Origin of the sequence: Nocardioides anomalus, from assembly GCF_011046535.1 — a bacterium.
In the GTDB taxonomy this organism is placed as follows: domain Bacteria; phylum Actinomycetota; class Actinomycetes; order Propionibacteriales; family Nocardioidaceae; genus Nocardioides; species Nocardioides anomalus.
Genome location: NZ_CP049257.1, coordinates 1140855 through 1159720 on the forward strand (window position 1 = coordinate 1140855; position 18866 = coordinate 1159720).

At 73.2% G+C, this 18866-nt stretch carries 19 protein-coding genes; 11 read left to right on the forward strand and 8 right to left on the reverse strand.

The features are described 5' to 3' along the window. From dprA to G5V58_RS05910, 3 genes are read right to left on the reverse strand one after another with little or no spacing between them, the layout of a single operon-like run. Positions 1-1134 carry a DNA-processing protein DprA gene (gene dprA / locus G5V58_RS05900; protein ID WP_230487118.1) on the reverse strand — a complete coding sequence of 378 codons (1134 nt, stop codon included), beginning with the start codon at positions 1132-1134 and terminating at the stop codon, positions 1-3. Continuing rightward, a complete protein-coding gene (locus tag G5V58_RS05905) occupies positions 1131-2720 on the reverse strand; it encodes a YifB family Mg chelatase-like AAA ATPase (RefSeq protein ID WP_165229743.1) in 1590 nt (529 codons plus the stop codon). Before G5V58_RS05905 ends, dprA begins: the two co-directional genes overlap by 4 nt. Next, complete coding sequence (locus G5V58_RS05910) at positions 2720-3097, reverse strand: YraN family protein (RefSeq protein ID WP_165229746.1); 378 nt, start codon at positions 3095-3097, stop codon at positions 2720-2722. Before G5V58_RS05910 ends, G5V58_RS05905 begins: the two co-directional genes overlap by 1 nt. A gap of 210 nt (positions 3098-3307) precedes the next feature. Between G5V58_RS05910 and G5V58_RS05915 the strand changes: the two genes are divergently transcribed. Then, positions 3308-3955: a TadE/TadG family type IV pilus assembly protein gene (locus G5V58_RS05915; RefSeq protein WP_165229749.1), complete on the forward strand. Its 648-nt coding sequence runs from the start codon at positions 3308-3310 to the stop codon at positions 3953-3955. Beyond that, a complete protein-coding gene (locus G5V58_RS05920) occupies positions 3952-5820 on the forward strand; it encodes a pilus assembly protein TadG-related protein (protein ID WP_165229752.1) in 1869 nt (622 codons plus the stop codon). The genes G5V58_RS05915 and G5V58_RS05920 overlap by 4 nt, the downstream gene beginning before the upstream one ends. On the opposite strand, the gene G5V58_RS05925 is transcribed toward G5V58_RS05920, so the two are convergent. Continuing rightward, positions 5727-6266, reverse strand: coding sequence for a murein hydrolase activator EnvC family protein (locus G5V58_RS05925; protein WP_165229755.1), 540 nt, complete (start codon positions 6264-6266; stop codon positions 5727-5729). The two genes, G5V58_RS05920 and G5V58_RS05925, sit on opposite strands and share 94 nt — an antisense overlap. A 375-nt stretch (positions 6267-6641) precedes the next feature. Between G5V58_RS05925 and rpsB the strand changes: the two genes are divergently transcribed. The 8 genes from rpsB (at position 6642) to G5V58_RS05965 (ending at position 13606) form a co-directional block, all read left to right on the forward strand. Continuing rightward, positions 6642-7703: a 30S ribosomal protein S2 gene (rpsB, locus tag G5V58_RS05930; protein ID WP_165229758.1), complete on the forward strand. Its 1062-nt coding sequence runs from the start codon at positions 6642-6644 to the stop codon at positions 7701-7703. Positions 7704-7747: 44 nt separating this feature from the next. Continuing rightward, entirely contained in the window at positions 7748-8560 is an 813-nt protein-coding gene (tsf, locus tag G5V58_RS05935; protein ID WP_165229761.1) for a translation elongation factor Ts, read from the forward strand. A 46-nt stretch (positions 8561-8606) separates the two neighbouring features. After that, positions 8607-9314, forward strand: a complete 708-nt coding sequence (gene pyrH / locus G5V58_RS05940) for a UMP kinase (protein ID WP_165229764.1) — start codon at positions 8607-8609, stop codon at positions 9312-9314. A 71-nt stretch (positions 9315-9385) separates the two neighbouring features. Further along, a complete protein-coding gene (frr, locus tag G5V58_RS05945; RefSeq protein ID WP_230487327.1) occupies positions 9386-9940 on the forward strand; it encodes a ribosome recycling factor in 555 nt (184 codons plus the stop codon). Beyond that, the gene (locus tag G5V58_RS05950) at positions 9937-10803 is read left to right on the forward strand and encodes a phosphatidate cytidylyltransferase (RefSeq protein WP_165229770.1); all 867 of its coding nucleotides are present in this window, start codon (positions 9937-9939) and stop codon (positions 10801-10803) included. The genes frr and G5V58_RS05950 overlap by 4 nt, the downstream gene beginning before the upstream one ends. A 59-nt stretch (positions 10804-10862) precedes the next feature. Beyond that, the gene (locus tag G5V58_RS05955) at positions 10863-11255 is read left to right on the forward strand and encodes a hypothetical protein (RefSeq protein WP_165229773.1); all 393 of its coding nucleotides are present in this window, start codon (positions 10863-10865) and stop codon (positions 11253-11255) included. Further along, on the forward strand, positions 11252-12391 hold the full coding sequence (rlmN, locus tag G5V58_RS05960; protein ID WP_165229776.1) for a 23S rRNA (adenine(2503)-C(2))-methyltransferase RlmN: 1140 nt from the start codon (positions 11252-11254) through the stop codon (positions 12389-12391). Before G5V58_RS05955 ends, rlmN begins: the two co-directional genes overlap by 4 nt. Positions 12392-12484: 93 nt before the next feature. Beyond that, positions 12485-13606 (forward strand): glycosyltransferase family 4 protein, encoded by a 1122-nt coding sequence (locus G5V58_RS05965; protein WP_165229779.1) that lies wholly within the window; start codon positions 12485-12487, stop codon positions 13604-13606. A gap of 79 nt (positions 13607-13685) precedes the next feature. On the opposite strand, the gene G5V58_RS05970 is transcribed toward G5V58_RS05965, so the two are convergent. The 3 genes from G5V58_RS05970 to G5V58_RS05980 form a co-directional block, all read right to left on the reverse strand. Then, positions 13686-14780 carry an LOG family protein gene (locus G5V58_RS05970; RefSeq protein ID WP_165229781.1) on the reverse strand — a complete coding sequence of 365 codons (1095 nt, stop codon included), beginning with the start codon at positions 14778-14780 and terminating at the stop codon, positions 13686-13688. Further along, on the reverse strand, positions 14777-15517 hold the full coding sequence (locus tag G5V58_RS05975) for a hypothetical protein (RefSeq protein ID WP_165229784.1): 741 nt from the start codon (positions 15515-15517) through the stop codon (positions 14777-14779). Before G5V58_RS05975 ends, G5V58_RS05970 begins: the two co-directional genes overlap by 4 nt. A gap of 66 nt (positions 15518-15583) precedes the next feature. Next, positions 15584-16486, reverse strand: coding sequence for a serine protein kinase RIO (locus G5V58_RS05980; RefSeq protein ID WP_165229787.1), 903 nt, complete (start codon positions 16484-16486; stop codon positions 15584-15586). 180 nt (positions 16487-16666) lie between these two features. On the opposite strand from G5V58_RS05980, the gene G5V58_RS05985 reads away from it, so the two are divergent. Next, positions 16667-18094: a M1 family metallopeptidase gene (locus G5V58_RS05985; protein WP_165229790.1), complete on the forward strand. Its 1428-nt coding sequence runs from the start codon at positions 16667-16669 to the stop codon at positions 18092-18094. 4 nt (positions 18095-18098) lie between these two features. On the opposite strand, the gene G5V58_RS26560 is transcribed toward G5V58_RS05985, so the two are convergent. Next, positions 18099-18398 (reverse strand): hypothetical protein, encoded by a 300-nt coding sequence (locus G5V58_RS26560; protein ID WP_329957559.1) that lies wholly within the window; start codon positions 18396-18398, stop codon positions 18099-18101. Positions 18399-18866 lie beyond the last annotated feature (468 nt).

Here is an 18866-nt window from a genome sequence, read left to right on the forward strand (position 1 = left end):
CTAGCGGACGGCATCTGTCGCCTCCGCGAGCCGCCAGCCCGTGGGCAACCGGTCGACGTGGCCGCGCCGGGCCAGGTCGTCGAGGACGGAGCGGACGCGCTCCGCGCCGAGGCCGGCGGTGCGGCCGATCGACTCGGGCGAGGCCGGCCGCCGGACCGGCACCGCCTCCAGGACGCGCTGCTGGACGCGGTCGAGGAGGTCGCGTGCGGTCACGGGGGCGCGGGGTGCCTCCTCGAGGTGCTCGCCCATGCCGCCGACCAGCTCGAGCACGTCGCCGGCCCGTGTGACCAGGGTGGCCGCCCCGGAGCGGACCAGCTCGTGCACGCCCTCGGACGGCGCACTGGTCACCGGCCCCGGCACGCCCATGAGCGGGCGGTGCAGCAGCGAGGTCCAGCTGGCCGTGTTGAGGGCGCCGCTGCGGACCGCCGCCTCGACCACGACCGTGCCTTGCGACAGCCCGGCGATGACCCGGTTGCGGGCGAGGAACCGCAGCCGGGTCGGTGCGCACCCGGGCGCGAGCTCGGAGACCACGGCGCCGTGCTCGGCGAGGTGGTCGAGCAGCCGCTTGTGGGCGGCCGGGTAGGCGCGGTCCACGCCGCACGCCAGCACCGCGACGGTCGTGCCGGAAGCCGCGAGCGCACCGCGGTGCGCGGCCTCGTCGATGCCGAACGCGGCGCCCGAGACCACGGCGGCACCGGCCCGCGCCACGCCGGCGCCCAGGTCGGCGGCGACACCCGTGCCGTAGGTGGTGGCCGAGCGGGAGCCCACCACCGCGACCGGGGTCGTCAGCTCGTGGAGCCGGACCGCGCCGCGCACCCACAGGCCCAGGGGAGCCCGTCCCATCCGGTGCAGCGGCTCGGCACGGTCCAGGTCGTCGAGGGACGCGGGCCACTCCTCGTCGCCGGGGACGATCCAGCGGATCGCGCGCCGGACGGCGCGCTCCAGGTCGCGCTCGGGCTCGATCTCCGCCAGCCTCCCGGCGACGTCGGTGAGGAGCCCCCGGGCGTCGCGGCCCGCGCGGAGCTCGTCGTAGAGCGCGACCGCGCCGATCTCGGCCACCAGGCCGGCCATCTTGAGCCCGCCCGGCTCGCCGAGCCGGCTGAGCGCCAGGCGGGCCAGCCGCTCGTCGATCACCCGGCCCGCCTCTGCAGCGCGTTGGCCATGAGGGGAGTGCCGGAGCGCAAGCGGAGCGCGGTGTCGGCCTCCTCGGCGCCCGGTCGGTCCTGGCCGGTGAGGTCGGCGACGGTCCAGGCCAGCCGGTGCACCCGGGTGACGCCACGGCGGGTCAGGCGTCCGGACCACAGGTGCTCGTCGACCAGCCGTCCGGCCTCGTCGTCGAGCGGCCACTGCGCGGCGAGAGCGGGTCCGGGCGCGTGGCCGTTGAGCCGCCACCCCTCACCGGCGTACCGCTGCGCCTGCCGCTCGCGCGCGGCCTCGACCCTGGACCGCACCGTGGCGGTGGACTCGCGGACGGCGAGCGGGTCGCGGCTCGCGTAGGGCGTGGCCGCGGTCAGGTGGCGGGTGATGTCGATGCGGTCGGTGATCGGCCCGGTCACCTTGCGGCGGTAGTCGCGGCGCTGCACCTCCCGGCACTGGCACTTGTTGTGGCGCACGTCGGCGTGGAACTCGCCGCACGGGCAGGGGTTGGCCGCCAGCACGACGATCGAGCGCGCCGGCAGCACGACCGACTCCTCGGCGCGGGCCACGGTGATCTCGCCGCTCTCGAGCGGCTGGCGCAGGGCGTTGATGACGTCGGTCCGGAAGAGGGGGAACTCGTCGAGCAGGAGCACCCCGCAGTGGGCGCGGCTGATCTCGCCGGGCCGCACCGCCCCGGCCCCGCCACCGACCAGGCTGGCCGTGGACGCGTCGTGGTGGGGCGCGGTGAACGGCGGTCGCGTGCGCAGCCCGTCGCCCGGCTCGAGCGCGCCGGCGAGCGAGTGCACCGCGGTGAGCTCGAGCGCCTCCTCGCGCGTGAGGTCGGGCAGCAGCCCCGGGATGCGCTCGGCGATGCTCGTCTTGCCCGAGCCCTTGGGCCCGCTGAGCAGCAGGTGGTGCCCACCGGCCGCGGCCACCTCGACCGCGAAGCGGGTGTCCTCCATGCCGACCAGGTCGGCCAGGTCGAGCTGCTCCATCCGCCCCGAGCCCCGCCAGGACAGCAGGCGCGAGCCCGCCATCTCCGTCACGGCGGGCGCCTCGGGAACCGGCTCGCCGCGCAGCTCGGCCACGACCTGGGACAGGGAGCGCACGCCCAGCACGTCGACGCCGGGGACCATCGCCGCCTCGGCCGCCTGAGGCTCGGGCACGACCAGGCGGTGCACGCCCTGCCGCGCGGCGGCCAGCACCATCGGCAGCACCCCGGGCACCGAGCGCAGCCCGCCGTCGAGCGTCAGCTCGCCGAGGAACGCCACCCCGTCGAGAGCATCGCGCGAGACGTTGCCGGTGGCGCCCAGGACGGCCACGGCGATGGCCAGGTCGTAGTGGGTGCCGCGCTTGGGCAGGTCGGCCGGCGACAGCAGGATGGTGGTCCGCCGGGTCGACGGCCAGGGGAGCTGGCTGTTGATGATGGCCATCCGGCAGCGGTCGCGGGCCTCGTTGAGCGCCGCGTCCGGGCGCCCGACGAGCACGGTGGCCACCTGGCCGGGCGACACGTCGGCCTGCACGTCGATGACGTGGCCGACGGCGCCGATGAGCGAGACGGTGCGGCTGGTCGCGAACGGCATCAGGCCAGCCCCGCCACGTGGTCGACGACCGCGGCGCCGCGGCGCGGCCGGAGCACGGCGACGAGGTCGACGCGGACCTCGTCGACCGACCCCGCCGCGCCGGTGTGCTCCTCGACCCAGCGCCACACGAGGCGGTGCAGCCGGTCGAGCCGGACCGCGTCGACGGCCTCGTGCGGGGAGCCGCACCCGTCACCGCGCCGGGTCTTGACCTCGCACGCCACGAGCACCGGCCCGTCGCGCAGGACCAGGTCGAGCTCGCCCTCGGCGCAGCGCCAGTTGCGGTCGAGCAGCACCATGCCCCGCTCCCCGGTCAGGAACCGGGCCGCGACGCTCTCGCCGTACGCCCCCACCGCCTGCCTGCTGGCTGCAGTCGTCATCTGTCCACCTCCTGCGACGAGCATCGCCGGGAGCGTGGACCAGACCGGGCCGCTGCGACGCCGCCTGTGGAGAACGGCCGGTTACCCGCGGGTTGGGTAGTCCGAACGGACTACTGACCCCAGGCCGTCCGGACGAACGTCGCCGTTCTGCGTCGCGGGAGGTGCCGTTCTCCCTACGCTTCCCACTGGTTGCTCGGTGAGGGGTGGGGTATGTACTGGATGCGTCGCTCGCGAGCGCGCTCCGAGCGTGGCGCCGTCGCGGTCGAGGCCGCGCTGGTCACGCCGCTCCTGCTGATCCTGGTCTTCGGGATCATCGAGATGTCGCTGCTCATGCGCGACGTGATGGCCACCAGCAGCGCGGTGCGCGTCGGCGCGCGCATGGCCTCCACCGCCGCCGGCGCCGGTCCCGGGACCTGCAAGGCAGGGGACACCACCTGCACCCCGCAGAAGGCTCCGAGGGTCGCCCAGGTCGCGGCCGACGCGATCCAGCGGGCGGGCTCGGCCATGCCCAAGGACTCCATCGACTGGATCCTGGTCTACCGCGCGAACACGTCCGGCTACCCGCTGCCCGACAGCAACAAGAGCCTGACCACCTGCTCCACCGACTGCGTGAAGTACGTGTGGGACAAGGACCTCGACAAGTTCCGCTACCTCAGTGGGCAGTGGGACTCGCGGAGCATCAACGCCTGCGTCAACGACGCCAGCCTGATGGCGGTGGGCGTCGCGATGCGCTCGCACCACGACTGGATCACCGGCTTCTTCGGCAACGGGGTCGACCTCGAGGAGCGCACCGTCATGCAGTTCGAGCCGCTGGACAACAACAGCTGCAAGCCCGGCACCCTCACCCCGCACCCATGAGCCGACCGGACCGGACCGCGAGCGCGCGGCGCACCGATCCCCGCAGCCGGTGGGCCCGCCGGCGGCAGGAGGCGGGGTACGCCGCGCTCCTCGTCTGCATGCTCACCGCCGCCGTCTTCATCCCGGTCGCGGCCCTCGCCGTCGACGTCTCCCGGTGGTACGTCGAGATCCAGCGCGTGCAGAACGCCGCGGACGCGGCCGCCACGGCCGGCGTGACCTACCTGCCCTCGGACCTCGACAGCGCCGAGGACACCGCGATCTCCGTCGCCGCCCGCAACGGCTACCCGAACTCCGGCAGCACGTCGGTCAAGGTGGAGCTGGGCTCGAAGCCCACCCAGCTCAAGGTCACCGTCTCCAGCCGGATCCGCAACAGCCTGGCGGGCTACTTCAACGCCGACTTCGCCACCATCGAGCGCTCCGCCGTGGCCGACTACAACGGCCCGGCCCCGATGGGCAGCCCGTGCAACACCTTCGGCAACGAGCCCTCAGGCGCGCTGACACCGGACGTGAACCGCGGACCCCGGGGCAGCGTCATCGTCGTGCCGCCGGGTGGGGCGACCTGCACCTCGGCGCCGCAGTTCTGGGGCGCCATCGCCGGCCCCGACACCCCCAAGGGCAACGGCGACGCCTACATGACCCGCACGTGCAGCTCGGGCCAGTCCAACTGCTCGGGCTCGACCAACTCCGACTTCGACCCCACCGGCTACTTCTACATGGTCCGGGTGGGCGCGGCGGCCGTCGGCACCGACGTCACGGTGCAGATCTACGACCCCGCCTTCGTCCAGGTGGGCGACTCCTGTGGGGACGGTCCGAAGACCACGACGGCGCTCAAGGACAACATGAGCGTCTACACGCCCCAGGACGGCAAGGACCGCTACGCCCCCGGCGCCGGCACGGCGTTCTGCAACGGTGACGTGCTCAACGGCGGCAACGCCAGCGACCTGATCACGTCGTTCGTGCTGCGCTCGCCGACCGACACCTACCAGCCCAAGCTGGCGCCGGCGATGCCCAACTGCGAGAAGCAGTACCCGGGCTACGACTCGAACGCCACCAAGAGCGAGGTGGTCGACAGCTCCACCACGAAGTACCGCGAGGACGTGGCCAAGGTCTTCCGTCAGTGGGTCGACCTCTGCACCTTCCGCCCGACCGCGGAGGGCGACTACTACCTCCAGGTCCGCACCAACGTGAAGCTCGGGGGGCTCCTCCGACGGCGAGGGCGGCTTCACCAACAACTCAAAGGTGTGGGAGCAGACCGGCGACGACACGTCGGTGAAGGGCAACGGCAACAACCGCTGGTCGCTGCGGGTGCGCGGACCGGGCCGGGCCGGGGTCTCGATCGCGGGCTACGACCACATGGGTGTGTACGCCAACTACAGCGGCTCGCTGCAGACCTTCAACCTGGTCCGGGTGGTGCCGGCCGCGGCCACCAAGACGCTCAAGATCGGCTTCTTCGACGTCGGCGACGCCTCGAACCCGGGCACCATCACCATCCTCGGTCCGTCGGACTCCAACCTGCCGGTGGCCCTGGCCAACTGCACCGGTGGCGGCGCGGTCGTGACCGGCGCCCTGGCGGGCTGTCGGCTCAACAACGTGTCGAGCAGCAACTACAACGGCAAGTGGCAGTTCGTGAACGTGCCCATCCCGGCGTCGTACACCTGCAACGTCAACGCCACCGGTGGCTGCTGGTTCCGGGTGACGTTCGACTGGACGGGCAGCGCGCCCAACGACACGACGACCTGGACCGCCCGCATCGACGGCGACCCGATCCGGCTCATCGAGTAGGCGGCGCGCGGGCCGGCTCGCCGCCCCAGAGCGGGAGCAGGCGGACCGGACCGAGGCCGACCAGCAGGAGCGGGTCGAGGTAGGTCTGCGCGCCGAGGATCCAGCCCCAGTGCAGGCAGGCGCGCGGAAAGCAGTGCGAGCCGGGGAGCTCGAGGGTGCCGAGGACGGCGCCGGCGGTGACGGTCGCGCCGACGCTCACGCTCGCCACGACCGGTTGGTACGTCGTGCGCGTGGCGCCGTGGTCGACGACGACCACCCCCCGGCCGGCGAGGCGGCCCGCGTAGGTCACGGTGCCGGGGAGGGCGGCGTGGACTGCCTGGCCGGGGGCGCCGAGCAGGTCGACGCCGCGGTGGCCGGGGCCGTAGGGCGAGTCGGGCGGGTCGAAGGGCGCGACGACCTCGGGTCGTGGCTGGAGCGGCCAGACACCGACCGGGACGGTGGCGCCGAGCAGGCCCGGAGGGGGAGCCGTGCGGGGGCCGGGCGCGAGGCTGAGCGCGACGGCGAGGACGAGGGCGGCGAGCGGGGGCACGGGTCCAGCCAAGGCGAGGCGGGGGACGGGCGGGAGGCGCGAGCGGGCAGACGGTGGAGAACGGCCCGGGGTGGGCGGCTGTGGAGGATTGGCGGCTGGTCAGGGGCGTCGCGTAGTCTGGGCAGGCAGCCCTCCGGGGCTGACTTCGCACGCAGGCAGACCGCGACGGGCTTTCTTGTGGGGCCCGACCTCCCGTGGGCGACGATCCTCAGTCCTTCTCTCCGGAGCTGGTGGGGTCGCGCGCAGGCGTCAGGACGTCCGAGCAACCGCTCGGGCGTGACAACTGAGAACCCGACCGGACCCGAGTGCCGGCTCGCGCTGCGACAAGCGCGGGCAGGCGGCGCGCGGGCTCCACACAAGGAAGAAGAGAACCCCATGGCAGTCGTGACCATGCGCCAGCTCCTGGAGAGCGGCGTCCACTTCGGACACCAGACCCGTCGCTGGAACCCGAAGATGAAGCGCTTCATCATGACCGAGCGCAACGGCATCTACATCATCGACCTGCAGCAGTCGCTGGCCTACATCGACCGCAGCTACGCCTTCATCAAGGAGGTCGTCAGCAAGGGCGGGACGATCATGTTCGTCGGCACCAAGAAGCAGGCCCAGGAGGCCATCGCCGAGCAGGCGACGCGCGTCGGGATGCCCTACGTCAACCAGCGCTGGCTGGGCGGCATGCTCACGAACTTCCAGACCGTGCACCAGCGGATCAACCGCCTCAAGGAGCTCGACGAGATCGACTTCGACGACGTGGCGGGCAGCAGCCGCACCAAGAAGGAGCTGCTGCAGATGCGCCGCGAGCGCGACAAGCTCAACAAGTCGCTCGGCGGCATCCGCGAGATGAGCCGGACGCCGTCCGCGGTGTGGATCGTCGACACCAACAAGGAGCACCTGGCCGTCGAGGAGGCCCGCAAGCTGCGGATCCCGATCATCGGCATCCTCGACTCCAACTGCGACCCCGACCTGGTCGACTTCCCGATCCCGGGCAACGACGACGCCATCCGCGCCGTCGGGCTGCTGACCCGCGTGGTCGCCGACGCCGTGGCCGAGGGCCTCATCGCCCGCTCCGGCGGCGGCGCGAGCACCGAGGGCGCACCCGCGGCCGAGGAGCCCCTGGCCGAGTGGGAGCGCGAGCTCCTGGGCGGCGAGGCCGAGCAGGCCGCCGAGGCCGCCACCGGCGCCCCGGCCGACGCCGAGGCCGGCGCCACCGAGGCCACCGGCGCCTCCAGCGAGGGTGCGGAGTCCGTGGAGGCCGCCGAGGCCGCGACCGAGGAGCCGGCCGCCGAGGCCGCGACCGAGGAGCCGGCCGCCGAGGCCGCGACCGAGGAGCCGGCCGCCGAGGCCGCCACCGAGGAGCCGGCCGCCGAGGCCGCCACCGAGGAGGCCCCGGCCGAGGAGCCCGCGGCTGCGGCCGAGGCCAGCTCCGAGACCCCGGCCTGAGCCACCCACCCCCCGCACACCACAGACCGAAGAAAGAAGAGGGCATGGCCAACTTCTCCGCTGCCGACGTCAAGAAGCTCCGCGAGCTCACCGGCGCCGGGATGATGGACTGCAAGAAGGCGCTCGACGAGAGCGACGGCGACCTGGACAAGGCGATCGAGCTGCTCCGCGTGAAGGGCGCCGCCAAGGCGGCCAAGCGCGGCGCCGAGCGCGAGGCGACGGCCGGGCTGGTTGCGCACGCGCCGGGCGTCCTGGTCGAGCTCAACAGCGAGACCGACTTCGTGGCCAAGAACGACGACTTCGTGGCGACCGCCCAGAAGATCGCCGACGCGGCCTCCGCGGCCGGTGCCAAGGACCTCGACGAGCTCAAGAACGTCGACCTCGACGGCCAGTCGATCGGCGACGTGGTCGAGGGTCTCGCGGTCTCGATCGGGGAGAAGATCGAGCTCGGGCGCTTCGTCCGCTTCGACGGCGACGTCGTGGCGTACATGCACAAGCGCGCGGCCGACCTGCCCCCGGCCGTGGGCGTGCTCGTGGAGTACACCGGCGACGCCGACGCGGCGCGCGGTGCGGCGATGCAGATCGCCGCGATGCGCCCGCAGTACCTCACCCGCGACGAGGTCCCGGCCGACGTCGTGGACAAGGAGCGCGAGATCGCCGAGCAGACCTCCCGCGAGGAGGGCAAGCCCGAGCAGGCGATCGCCAAGATCACCGAGGGCCGGCTCAACGGCTTCTTCAAGGACGTCGTCCTGCTGGAGCAGCCGTCGGTGACCGAGAACAAGAAGACCGTCAAGGCCGTCCTCGACGAGGCCGGCACGACGCTGACCCGGTTCGCCCGCATCGAGGTCGGCGCCTGACGCTAGCCTCAGCCCCGAACACCTCACCCAGGCGAACAGGAGCCCGATGTACGAACGAGTGCTGCTGAAGCTCTCCGGTGAGGTGTTCGGGGGAGGCAAGGTCGGCGTCGACCCCGACGTCGTCCAGACCGTCGCCCGCGAGATCGCGGCGGTGGTCGAGGCCGGCGCCCAGATCGCGGTGGTGACCGGCGGCGGCAACTTCTTCCGCGGCTCCGAGCTCCAGCAGCGCGGCATGGACCGCGTGCGCGCCGACTACATGGGCATGCTCGGCATCGTCATGAACTGCCTGGCGCTCCAGGACTTCCTGGAGAAGATGGGCGTCGAGACCCGGGTGCAGACCGCCATCACCATGGGCCAGGTCGCCGAGCCCTACGTCCCGCGCCGCGCCATCCGGCACATGGAGAAGGGCCGGGTCGTCATCTTCGGCGCCGGCATGGGGCTGCCGTTCTTCTCCACCGACACCGTCGCGGTCCAGCGGGCGCTCGAGACCCGCTGCGACGTGGTCCTCGTGGCCAAGAGCGGGGTCGACGGCGTCTACAGCGCCGACCCGCACGTCGACCCGAGCGCGACCAAGTTCGACGAGCTGACCTACGACGACGCCATCGAGCGCGGGCTGAAGATCATGGACCAGACGGCGTTCACGCTCTGCAAGGAGAACAAGTTGCCGATGATCGTCTTCGGCATGCAGACCGAGGGCAACATCCTGCGCGCGGTGCAGGGTGAGAAGATCGGCACCATCGTCAGCGCGGGCTGACCACAGACGTACGCGCGGGCCGAGCGAGCGGTCGAGGCAGGCTGGACGAGGCAGGACAGGGAGCACTGGTGATCAACGACATCCTCAACGAGGCCGACGCCAAGATGGACAAGTCGGTCGAGTCGACGCGCGAGGAGTTCGCCGCGATCCGGGCGGGTCGCGCGCACCCGAGCATGTTCAGCAAGATCAACGTCGACTACTACGGCACCCCGACCCCGCTGCAGCAGTTGGCCTCCTTCACCTCCCAGGAGGCGCGGATCATCCTCATCCAGCCCTACGACATCGGCGCGATGAACAACATCGAGAAGGCGATCCGCGACTCCGACCTCGGCGTGAACCCGTCCAACGACGGCAAGGTGCTGCGCGCGGTGTTCCCCGAGCTGACCGAGGAGCGGCGCAAGGAGTACATCAAGGTCGCCCGCACCAAGGCCGAGGACGGCAAGATCGCGGTCCGCAACCTGCGCCGCACGGCCAAGCAGGGCCTGGAGAAGCTCGAGAAGGACGGCGAGGTCGGCAAGGACGACGTCACCGGCGCCGAGAAGCGGCTCGACGGCATCACCAAGAAGCACACCGACGCGATCGACGAGATGCTGAAGAACAAGGAAGCCGAGCTCCTCGAGGTATGACCGGCACCCAGCCGGCCCCGGCCAAGGACCACGGCCGGGCGGGTCGGGACCTGAAGGCCGCGTTCGCCTCGGCCTTCGTCCTCCTCGGCGCGATCGCGCTGTCGCTGGCCTTCTGGAAGCCGGCGTTCATGCTGATCGTCGTGGCCGCCGTCGTGGTCGCGATCTGGGAGCTGCGGCAGGGCCTGCTGGCCAAGGGCATCGACCTGCCCGAGCAGCCGCTGATGGTCGGCGGCGCGGTCATGGTGGTCGTGGCCTACGTCTGGGGAGCGCCCGCGCTCGCCGCGGCCACCGCGGTCACCGCGCTGGTCACCATGCTGTGGCTGCTCCAGCGCGGCATCGACGGCTACGTCCAGAACGTCACCGCGTCGGTCTTCGCCACCGTCTACGTGCCGTTCCTCGGCTCGTTCGTGGCGCTCCTGCTGGCCGAGGGCGGCCGCACCGGCGCGGGCGTCGACGACGCGGGCGTGGCCGGCATCATCACCTTCATCCTGGTCACCATCGCCTCCGACACCGGCGGCTACTTCGCCGGCGTGCTCTTCGGCAAGCACCCGATGGCGCCCGTCATCTCGCCGAAGAAGTCCTGGGAGGGGCTCGCCGGCTCCTTCGTCTTCACCATCGCCGCGGGCGTCGCGCTCGTGGTCTGGCTGCTCGACGGCGACTGGTGGGTCGGTGTGGCGCTCGGCGTCATCGTGGCGGTCATGGCCACCCTGGGCGATCTGTGCGAGTCGGTCATCAAGCGCGACCTCGGCATCAAGGACATGAGCCAGGTCATCCCCGGCCACGGCGGCCTCATGGACCGGCTCGACTCGCTGCTGGCCACCGTCGCGCCGATCTGGCTGCTCCTGCACTACGCCGTCTACTGAGCCGACACCGGAGCCGCGCCGGCGTGGTTCTGAGCCGCTCGGGTGCGACACTGGGAGCGATGAGCACGGAGGAGCAGGCCGTCGAGGCGCCCGTCGAGGACGACGCGCGCGCCGAGGGCGAGCCGACCGACGACGCGAAGCCCGCGCCGAGCTGGTGGCACCGCGACCACCCGACGTTCTCCGCCCTCAGCGGCTTCTTCACCGGCCTGCTCTTCGTCGCGCTCGTGCCGGCCGCCTTCGTCGGTGTGCTGAGCGTGGTCTTCGACACCGAGGAGGCCGAGGACCTCTTCCCGTTCGTGCTGCTGACCCTCGTCGTGCCGCTCGCCCTCATCGCCAGCAAGCGCACCCGCCGCTTCGGCAAGTACTTCCTCCTCGGCATGGTCCTCACCGCCGTCGTGGTGGTCGGCGTCGGCTCGCTGGTCCTCTGGTACCTCGTCGAGCACCAGCAGTGAGCGCGCCACAGCCTGAGGGGAAGACGCTCCCGCTCGTCTTCGAGGCACCGAAGGGACGCGGCAAGCCGCCGCGCCACCTGGCCGACCTCTCGATGGCCGAGCGCCTCGAGGTGGCCCGCGAGGCCGGGCTCCCGGCGTTCCGGGCCAAGCAGCTCAGCACCCACTACTTCGGTCGGCTGACCGACGACCCCGAGCAGATGACCGACCTGCCCGCCGCCCAGCGCGCGGAGCTGGTGGGCACGTTCCTGCCGCCCCTGATGACGCCGCTGCGCACCATGGAGGCCGACCGCGGCACCACCCGCAAGACGCTGTGGAAGCTCTTCGACGGCGCGCTGGTGGAGTCGGTGCTGATGCGCTACCCCGATCGCGCCACCATCTGCGTCTCCAGCCAGGCCGGTTGCGGCATGGCCTGCCCGTTCTGCGCTACCGGCCAGGGCGGGCTGCAGCGCAACATGTCGACGGCCGAGATCGTCGAGCAGGTCCTGGCCGGCGCCCGCGCGCTCGACCGGGGCGAGGTGCCCGGCGGCCCCGGCCGGGTCTCCAACGTGGTCTTCATGGGCATGGGCGAGCCGCTGGCCAACTACAAGGCGGTCGTGGGGGCGGTACGCCGGCTCACCGACCCCGCCCCGGACGGCCTCGGGATGTCCGCGCGCGGCGTCACCGTCTCCACCGTCGGGCTGGTGCCGCGGATCAGGCAGCTGACCGAGGAGGGCGTGCCCGTCACGCTCGCGCTCAGCCTGCACGCGCCCGACGACGAGCTGCGCAACGAGCTGGTCCCCATCAACACCCGCTTCTCCGTGGCCGAGACCGTCGACGCCGCGTTCCAGTACGCCGAGAAGACCAAGCGTCGCGTCTCCATCGAGTACGCCATGATGCGCGGCATCAACGACCAGGCCTGGCGCGCCGACCTGCTGGCCGACGTGCTCTACGCGACCGGGGCCGACTGGGGCTGGGTGCACGTCAACCTGATCCCGCTCAACCCGACGCCCGGCTCGAAGTGGACCGCGTCCGACCCGGCCGACGAGCGCGAGTTCGTGCGCCGTCTCGAGGCCCGCGGCATCCCCACCACGGTGCGCGACACCCGCGGTCGCGAGATCGACGGCGCGTGCGGCCAGCTCGCCGCGACCGAGGCCTGAGCCCCGGCCGCACGGCCCAAGGGCCACCAGGGGTTCACCGACACGTCGCCCGCGGCTCGACGTGTGTTGCCACCGCGGCGCGGCGGTCGGCACATGAGGATCCTGGTCGTCACCGAGTCCTTCCTCCCGCAGGTCAACGGCGTCACCAACTCCGTGCGCCGCGTGCTCGAGCACCTCGCCGCCGAGGGCCACCAGGCCGAGCTCGTCGCGCCGAGCGGCCCCGCGTCGTACGCCGGCTTCCCGGTGCACGTCGTCCCCGGCCGCAACCTGCCCTTCTACCCCGACTTCCGCATCGGCCCGGTGACCTGCCGCCGGTTGCGCGCCGAGATGCTGCGCTTCCGGCCCGACGTCGTGCACGTCGCCTCCCCGGCCGTGCTAGGCCACCAGGCCATCCGGGCCGCGCACGAGCTGGGGATCCCGACGGTCGCGGTCTACCAGACCGACCTGGTCGGCTTCGCCGAGCGCTACGGCATCCCCGGCGGCAGCCGCGCGATGGCCCGGCTCACCCGCCTGGTGCACGCCGACGTGGACCGCACGCTCGCGCCGTCCGCGGCCAGCCTGCGGCAGCTCGACGAGCTCGGCGTCGCCCGCACCGCACTGTGGCCGCGCGGGGTCGACCTCGAGTCGTTCCACCCGCGCCACCGCGACGAGCGGTGGCGCCGCGGGCTGGCGGGCGACCGGCTGCTCGTCGGGTACGTCGGCCGGCTGGCCCCTGAGAAGGAGCTCGAGCTGCTCACCTACCTCTCCCACGACCCGCGCTACGCGCTGGCGGTCGTCGGCGGGGGACCGGAGGAGGCGCGCCTGCGCCGGCTGCTCCCGGACGCCCACTTCGCCGGGATCCTGCACGGCGCCGACCTGAGCCGGGCGTACGCGTCCTTCGACGTCTTCGTGCACACCGGCCGGCACGAGACCTACTGCCAGTCCGCGCAGGAGGCGCTCGCGTCCGGCGTACCGGTCGTGGCGCCGCGCGCCGGCGGCCCCATCGACGTGGTGGACGACGGCGTGGCCGGCTTCCTCTACGAGCCCGGCGACGCCGCCGACCTGGGCGGGTACGTCGACCGGCTGGCCCGCGACGACGCGTTCCGGGCCCGGATGGGCGTCGCCGCGCGGCGCTCGGTCGAAGACCGCTCGTGGTACGCCGTCAACGAGCGGCTCGTCGAGCACTACCGCGACGTCGCCGCCACCATGACCGGCTACCGCGCGCTGGTCGCCTGACCGCACCGCTCGCTTGTAACGCTCAGTTACGGGATCTCCCGACCCTTTCGAACGGGTCGGGAGACCCCGTAACTGAGCGTTACAAGCGGGCGGCCGGGGCCTGGGCGAGGAGGGCGGCGGCGTCGGCGACGGTGTCGACGAGGTGGACGCGGGACTCCATCGTGCGGCCGCGGGCGAGCGCCTGGAGGAGCGGCCAGGCCGGCAGGGTCTCGGTCCAGTAGGTGCGGCCGACCAGCACCATCGAGGCGATCGAGGACTCGTCGGCGTAGTAGTTCTCGCAGGCGTCCTGGAAGACCTCCTGGACCGTGCCGCCGGCACCGGGGAGGAAGACGATGCCGGCGTCGCAGACCTCGAGGAGGATGGCCTCGCGCACGGCGTTGCGGAAGTACTTCGCGATCGCGGTGGCGAAGACGTTGGACGGCTCGTGGCCGTAGTGCCAGGTCGGGATGGCCAGCGAGGGCCGCGGGTCGGTGAGGCCGGCGCGCACGGCCAGGGCGGGCTCGAGCCAGGCGTCGACCGAGGGCCGGAAGGACGGTACGCCGGCGAGCGCGGCCAGCGCCGTGTCCAGGTCGCCGTCCGCGGGCAGTGCGCACCCGAGGTTGGCCGCCTCCATCGCGCCCGGGCCGCCGCCGGTGGCGACCACGTGCGTCGCGCCCAGGGCGTGGCCGAGGCGGGCGGCGTCGGCGTACCCCGGCTCGCCGCGCTGGGCCGCGTGCCCGCCCATGACGCCGACCAGGCGGCGCCCGCGCACCCACTCCTGCAGCGCCTCGTCGACGGCGTGGTCGTGCAGCGAGCGCGCCAGGGCGTCGTCGGCGCCGCCGGGCGTCTGGGACCACGCGTAGGCGCGAGCGTCGAGCGACCGGGCGTAGGGCGTGGCGTCGTACAGCTCCTCGGGCGTGTAGAGCGCCGAGCGGTAGACGTCGACCGGCGCGATGGTCAGCGCCGGGAGGACGAGCGCCCCGGCCGCCGCCAGCCGCTCCTCGACGCCCGGGGCGAAGGTGCAGCCGAGGAACGTCGCGCCGGCGACCCGGAGCTCCGCGAGCACCTCGCTGCGCGCGGACAGGTCGACCGAGCGGACCCGCCAGCCGGACAGCCGGGTGGCGCCCGCCGCGACCCGGCGGTCGAAGTCCGCGAGCGAGCCGATCTGCACGACCCGCCCGCGGCTGCGCCTCACCCGGCGACGGTACCTTCCGGCGGCGCGGGCGGACCGTCGCCGTCGGGTCCGTGCGGACCGCCGGCCGGGGGACCGGGCAGCTCCTCGACGGTCTTGAGGTCCGCGCTGACCCGCAGCGCGGTCCGCTCGTCGTCGCCGCCGGTGGCCAGCACCAGGTAGTCGCCGTCGTCGTCGCGCTGCAGGACGTGCTCGACGCTCAGCGAGTCGTCGTACGCCGTGACGGCCTTGGTCACGTCGGCCAGCTCGTCGCCAGTGACCTCCGTCCCCGCAGGACCACCGGGGCCACCCGGGCCACCCGGGCCACCAGGGCCACCGTGGCCGAACGGCCCGTCCGCGACCTCCGCCACCGTGGCCAGGTCCTTGCTCACGGTGAGCGCGGTGCGGGCGTCGTCGGCGGTCGTGGCCAGCACCAGGTAGGACCCGTCGTCCGCCTTCACCACGTGCTCGACGGTGAGGCTGTCGTCGTGCCCGGCCACGGCCTTCGTGACCGAGGCCAGCTCGTCGCCGCTCACCGCGTCGCCGGCGAACGGGCCCCCGTGCCGCCACGGCTCCACCCCCTCGGCCCCGGGGGCACCCGGGACACCCGGGGCGCCGGGGACCGGGCCGTAGCCGTACCCGTGCCGGCCGGCACCCCCGTCGTCGGCCCCCGTGGCGATGGCGGCGCCGCCGGCCACGCCGGCGCCGACCGTCACCACGGCGGCCGCGGCGAGCCCTGCCTTCCTCAGCTTCGCGTTCATGACCACAGCCTGACCACCGAACCTGTCAGCAACCTGTGGTCGACTGTGAGCAGCCCCAGAGACCGCTCAGAACGCGTGGGCCAGCAGCTCCGCGAACAGCGCGTCCGGGTCGACGTCGAGCCCCCGCTGGCGGAACCACCCGCAGACGTTCGCGCAGTCGCGCTGCAGGAAGTCCATGCCGTTGAGGTTGCCGACCAGGTCCACGATCTGCGGCAGGTCGATGACGACCAGCCGGTCGCCCGCGGCCAGGATGTTGTACGCCGAGAGGTCGCCGTGCACGACGCCGTTCTGCACCATCACGGCGAGCGCGTCGGTGAGCTGGTCGAAGTACGAGCGCAGCAGCTCCGGGGACGGCCGGGTCTGGGCCAGGCGCGGCGCGCTCTGCAGGCTGCCGTCCTCGTCGACGACGGTGATCCACTCCATGAGGATCTCGGTGCCGTCGATCTGGACGGGGTAGGGGACCGGGAGCCCGAGCTCCCAGAAGCGCACGAGCGCGGCCCACTCCGAGACCGCCCACTCGCCGGCGGCCACGAGCCGGCCGAAGGTGCTCTTGCGCTTGACCGCGCGCTCGTCGCGTGAGCGCTTCATCGAGCGGCCCTCGGTGTAGGACGCCGAGCGGTGGAAGGTGCGGTGGTCGGTGGACCGGTAGCGCTTGGCGGCCATCACGACGCCGCCCTCCGGGTCGTGCGGGTCGGCCCGCTCGAGGAGGTGGACGTCGGCCTCCTTGCCGGTCTTGAGGATGCCGAGCTCGGTGTCGACGGCGCCCTGGGACGTGACGAGCCAGTCGGGCCGCGGCTCCGGGCCACGGGAGAGCGGCTCGACGCTGAGCCAGGTGGACCAGCGCTGGCCGTCGCCGAGCTCCTCGTAGGAGCGCCAGTCGACGACGAAGCGCTCGTCGACGTCGTCGAGGTCGTCGGAGGTGGTGGTGCGGGAGGTGGTGAAGTCGTCAGGAAAGGACGGGTGGGACATGGGTGGTGGTGCTCCAGAGGTGAGAGAGGCGGTCTGCGGGCAGGCCGGCGACAGTCGTGGTCACGTCGCGCCTCCTCTCGTGGAGCACCGGGCGGGTCCCCGGCGTCGCGGCCCATGGTGACGACCCCCGGCCACGGGCCGCAACCGGTTTTGTGCACCCGACTGGCGTAGGTTGCGCCGGTGACCCCCCGATCCCGCACCCTGGCCGCGGCCGCCGCCCTCCTGCTCGCGGCCTCGCTGGGGGGCCCGGCCCCGGCCGAGGCGGCCCCGGCGCGCTCGGGCGCGGTCGGCTCGGCGGGCATCGGCGACCCGTACTTCCCGAGCGACGGCAACGGCGGGATCGACGTCCAGCACTACGACGTGCGGGTCGGGTACGCGTTCGGTCCCGGCCGGCTCACCGGCCGGACCGCCCTGGACGTCGTCGCCACCCAGGACCTCACCCGCTTCGACCTGGACTTCCTGCTCGACGTCGACTCGGTGCGCGTGGACGGCCGGCGCGCGGCCTTCCACCGCCGCGGCGACCACGAGCTGCGCATCACCCCGGCCCGACCCCTGGTGGCCGGACAGGCCTTCCGCGTCGTCGTCCGGTACGCCGACCGCCCGGCTCGGCACGCCTCGCGCGGCGAGCGCAACTGGCTGTCCGACTCCCGCGAGGTCGTGGCCATGAACGAGCCGCACATGGCGACGTGGTGGTTCCCGGCCAACGACCACCCGCGCGACAAGGCGAGCTTCGACATCACCGTGACCGTGCCGCGCGGCAAGCAGGTCGTGGCCAACGGTGTGCTCGCGGACCGGCGCCGCCACGACGGGCGCACGACGTGGCACTGGAGCGCCGCCGAGCCGATGGCGACCTACCTGGCCTTCTTCGCCGCCGGCGACTTCGAGACCCGCACCGGCGACTGCGCGGGCGTGCCGACGTACGTCGCGGTCTCGCGCCACCAGCCCCAGCCGGCCCGCCGCACCGCGGCCGGCGACCTGCTCCAGCGCACCTGCGACGTGCTGGCGGCGTACACCCCGGTGCTGGGGCCCTACCCGTTCTCGACCACCGGCGGCCTGGTCACCAGCCTCCCGGTCGGCTTCGCCCTGGAGAACCAGACCCGGCCGACCTACCCCGCGCTGCCGGGCTCGACCGCGCCGCTGGTCGCGCACGAGCTGGCGCACCAGTGGTTCGGCGACCTGGTCTCGGTCGAGAGCTGGCGCGACATCTGGCTCAACGAGGGCTTCGCGCAGTTCCTGCAGACCTACTACACCGAGGTCACCGGTGGGCAGAGCGCGCAGGACTGGCTGGCCGACACCTACCGCTCGTTCCAGGACGACAAGGCGTTCTGGGACCTGCCGATCGACGACCCCGGTGCGGACCGGATCTTCGACGGGGCGGTCTACACCCGGGGCGCGATGGCGGTGCAGGCGCTGCGGCACCGGCTCGGGGACGCGGTGTTCTGGCCGCTGCTGCGCACCTGGCTGGCCCAGCACGCGGGCGGCAACGGCTCCGTCGCGCAGTTCCAGGCGCTGGCCGCGGCGACCTCCGGGCAGGACCTGACGGCGTTCTTCGACACCTGGCTGCGCCGGCGCGCGGTGCCGGCGCCGACGGTGGAGAACGGCTTCTGAGCCGCTAGCGCAGCCGGATCGACAGGCAGGTCACGCAGCCCTCGAGCTTCTCGTACTCCGAGATGTCGACGGCCACCACGCGCAGCCCGCGGCCCTCGAGGACCTCCCGGGTCCGGGGCGCCGCGGCCGACATGAGCACGGTGTGACCGTCCAGGAGCACCACGTGGGCGCCGGGCTCCTCCGGCACCGAGAGGTACGCGCGGAACAGGCTCGGGTCGTCGACGAGCGGGTCGAAGCCGACGACGGTGCCGTCGGGCAGCGCGGTGACCGCGGACTTCAGGTGCAGCACCTTGCTGGTCGGCACCTCCAGGACCTCGGCGCCCAGGGGGGGACAGGTGGGCGCGCAGCTGCTCGACGCCCTCGCGGTTGGTGCGGCCGCCCCGCCCGACGTACACCGTGCCGCCGTGCTTGAGCACGTCGCCGCCGTCGAGGGTGCCCGGCGCCTCGATGCGCGCCAGCCGGTAGCCGAGCCCGGCCAGTGCCCGCTCGGTCCCGGCCGTCTCCGGCTTGCGCTCGTCGGCGCCGGGCCGGGTGATGACCGCGAGGTCGCCGTAGACCACCGCGGTGTCCTCCACGAAGACCGCGTCGGGGCAGTCGTCGGCGGCCTCGACCTCGTAGAGCTCCCAGCCCTCGGCCTGCAGTGCCGCGGCGTAGCCGAGCCACTGCCGACGGGCCAGCTCGAGGTCGACCTCGGAGCGTTCGAGGTGGGTCAGCAGCCCCTCGGCGAGACGGGGTCCGGGCCTGCGGACGAGCGCGCGCTTCTGCACGCCAG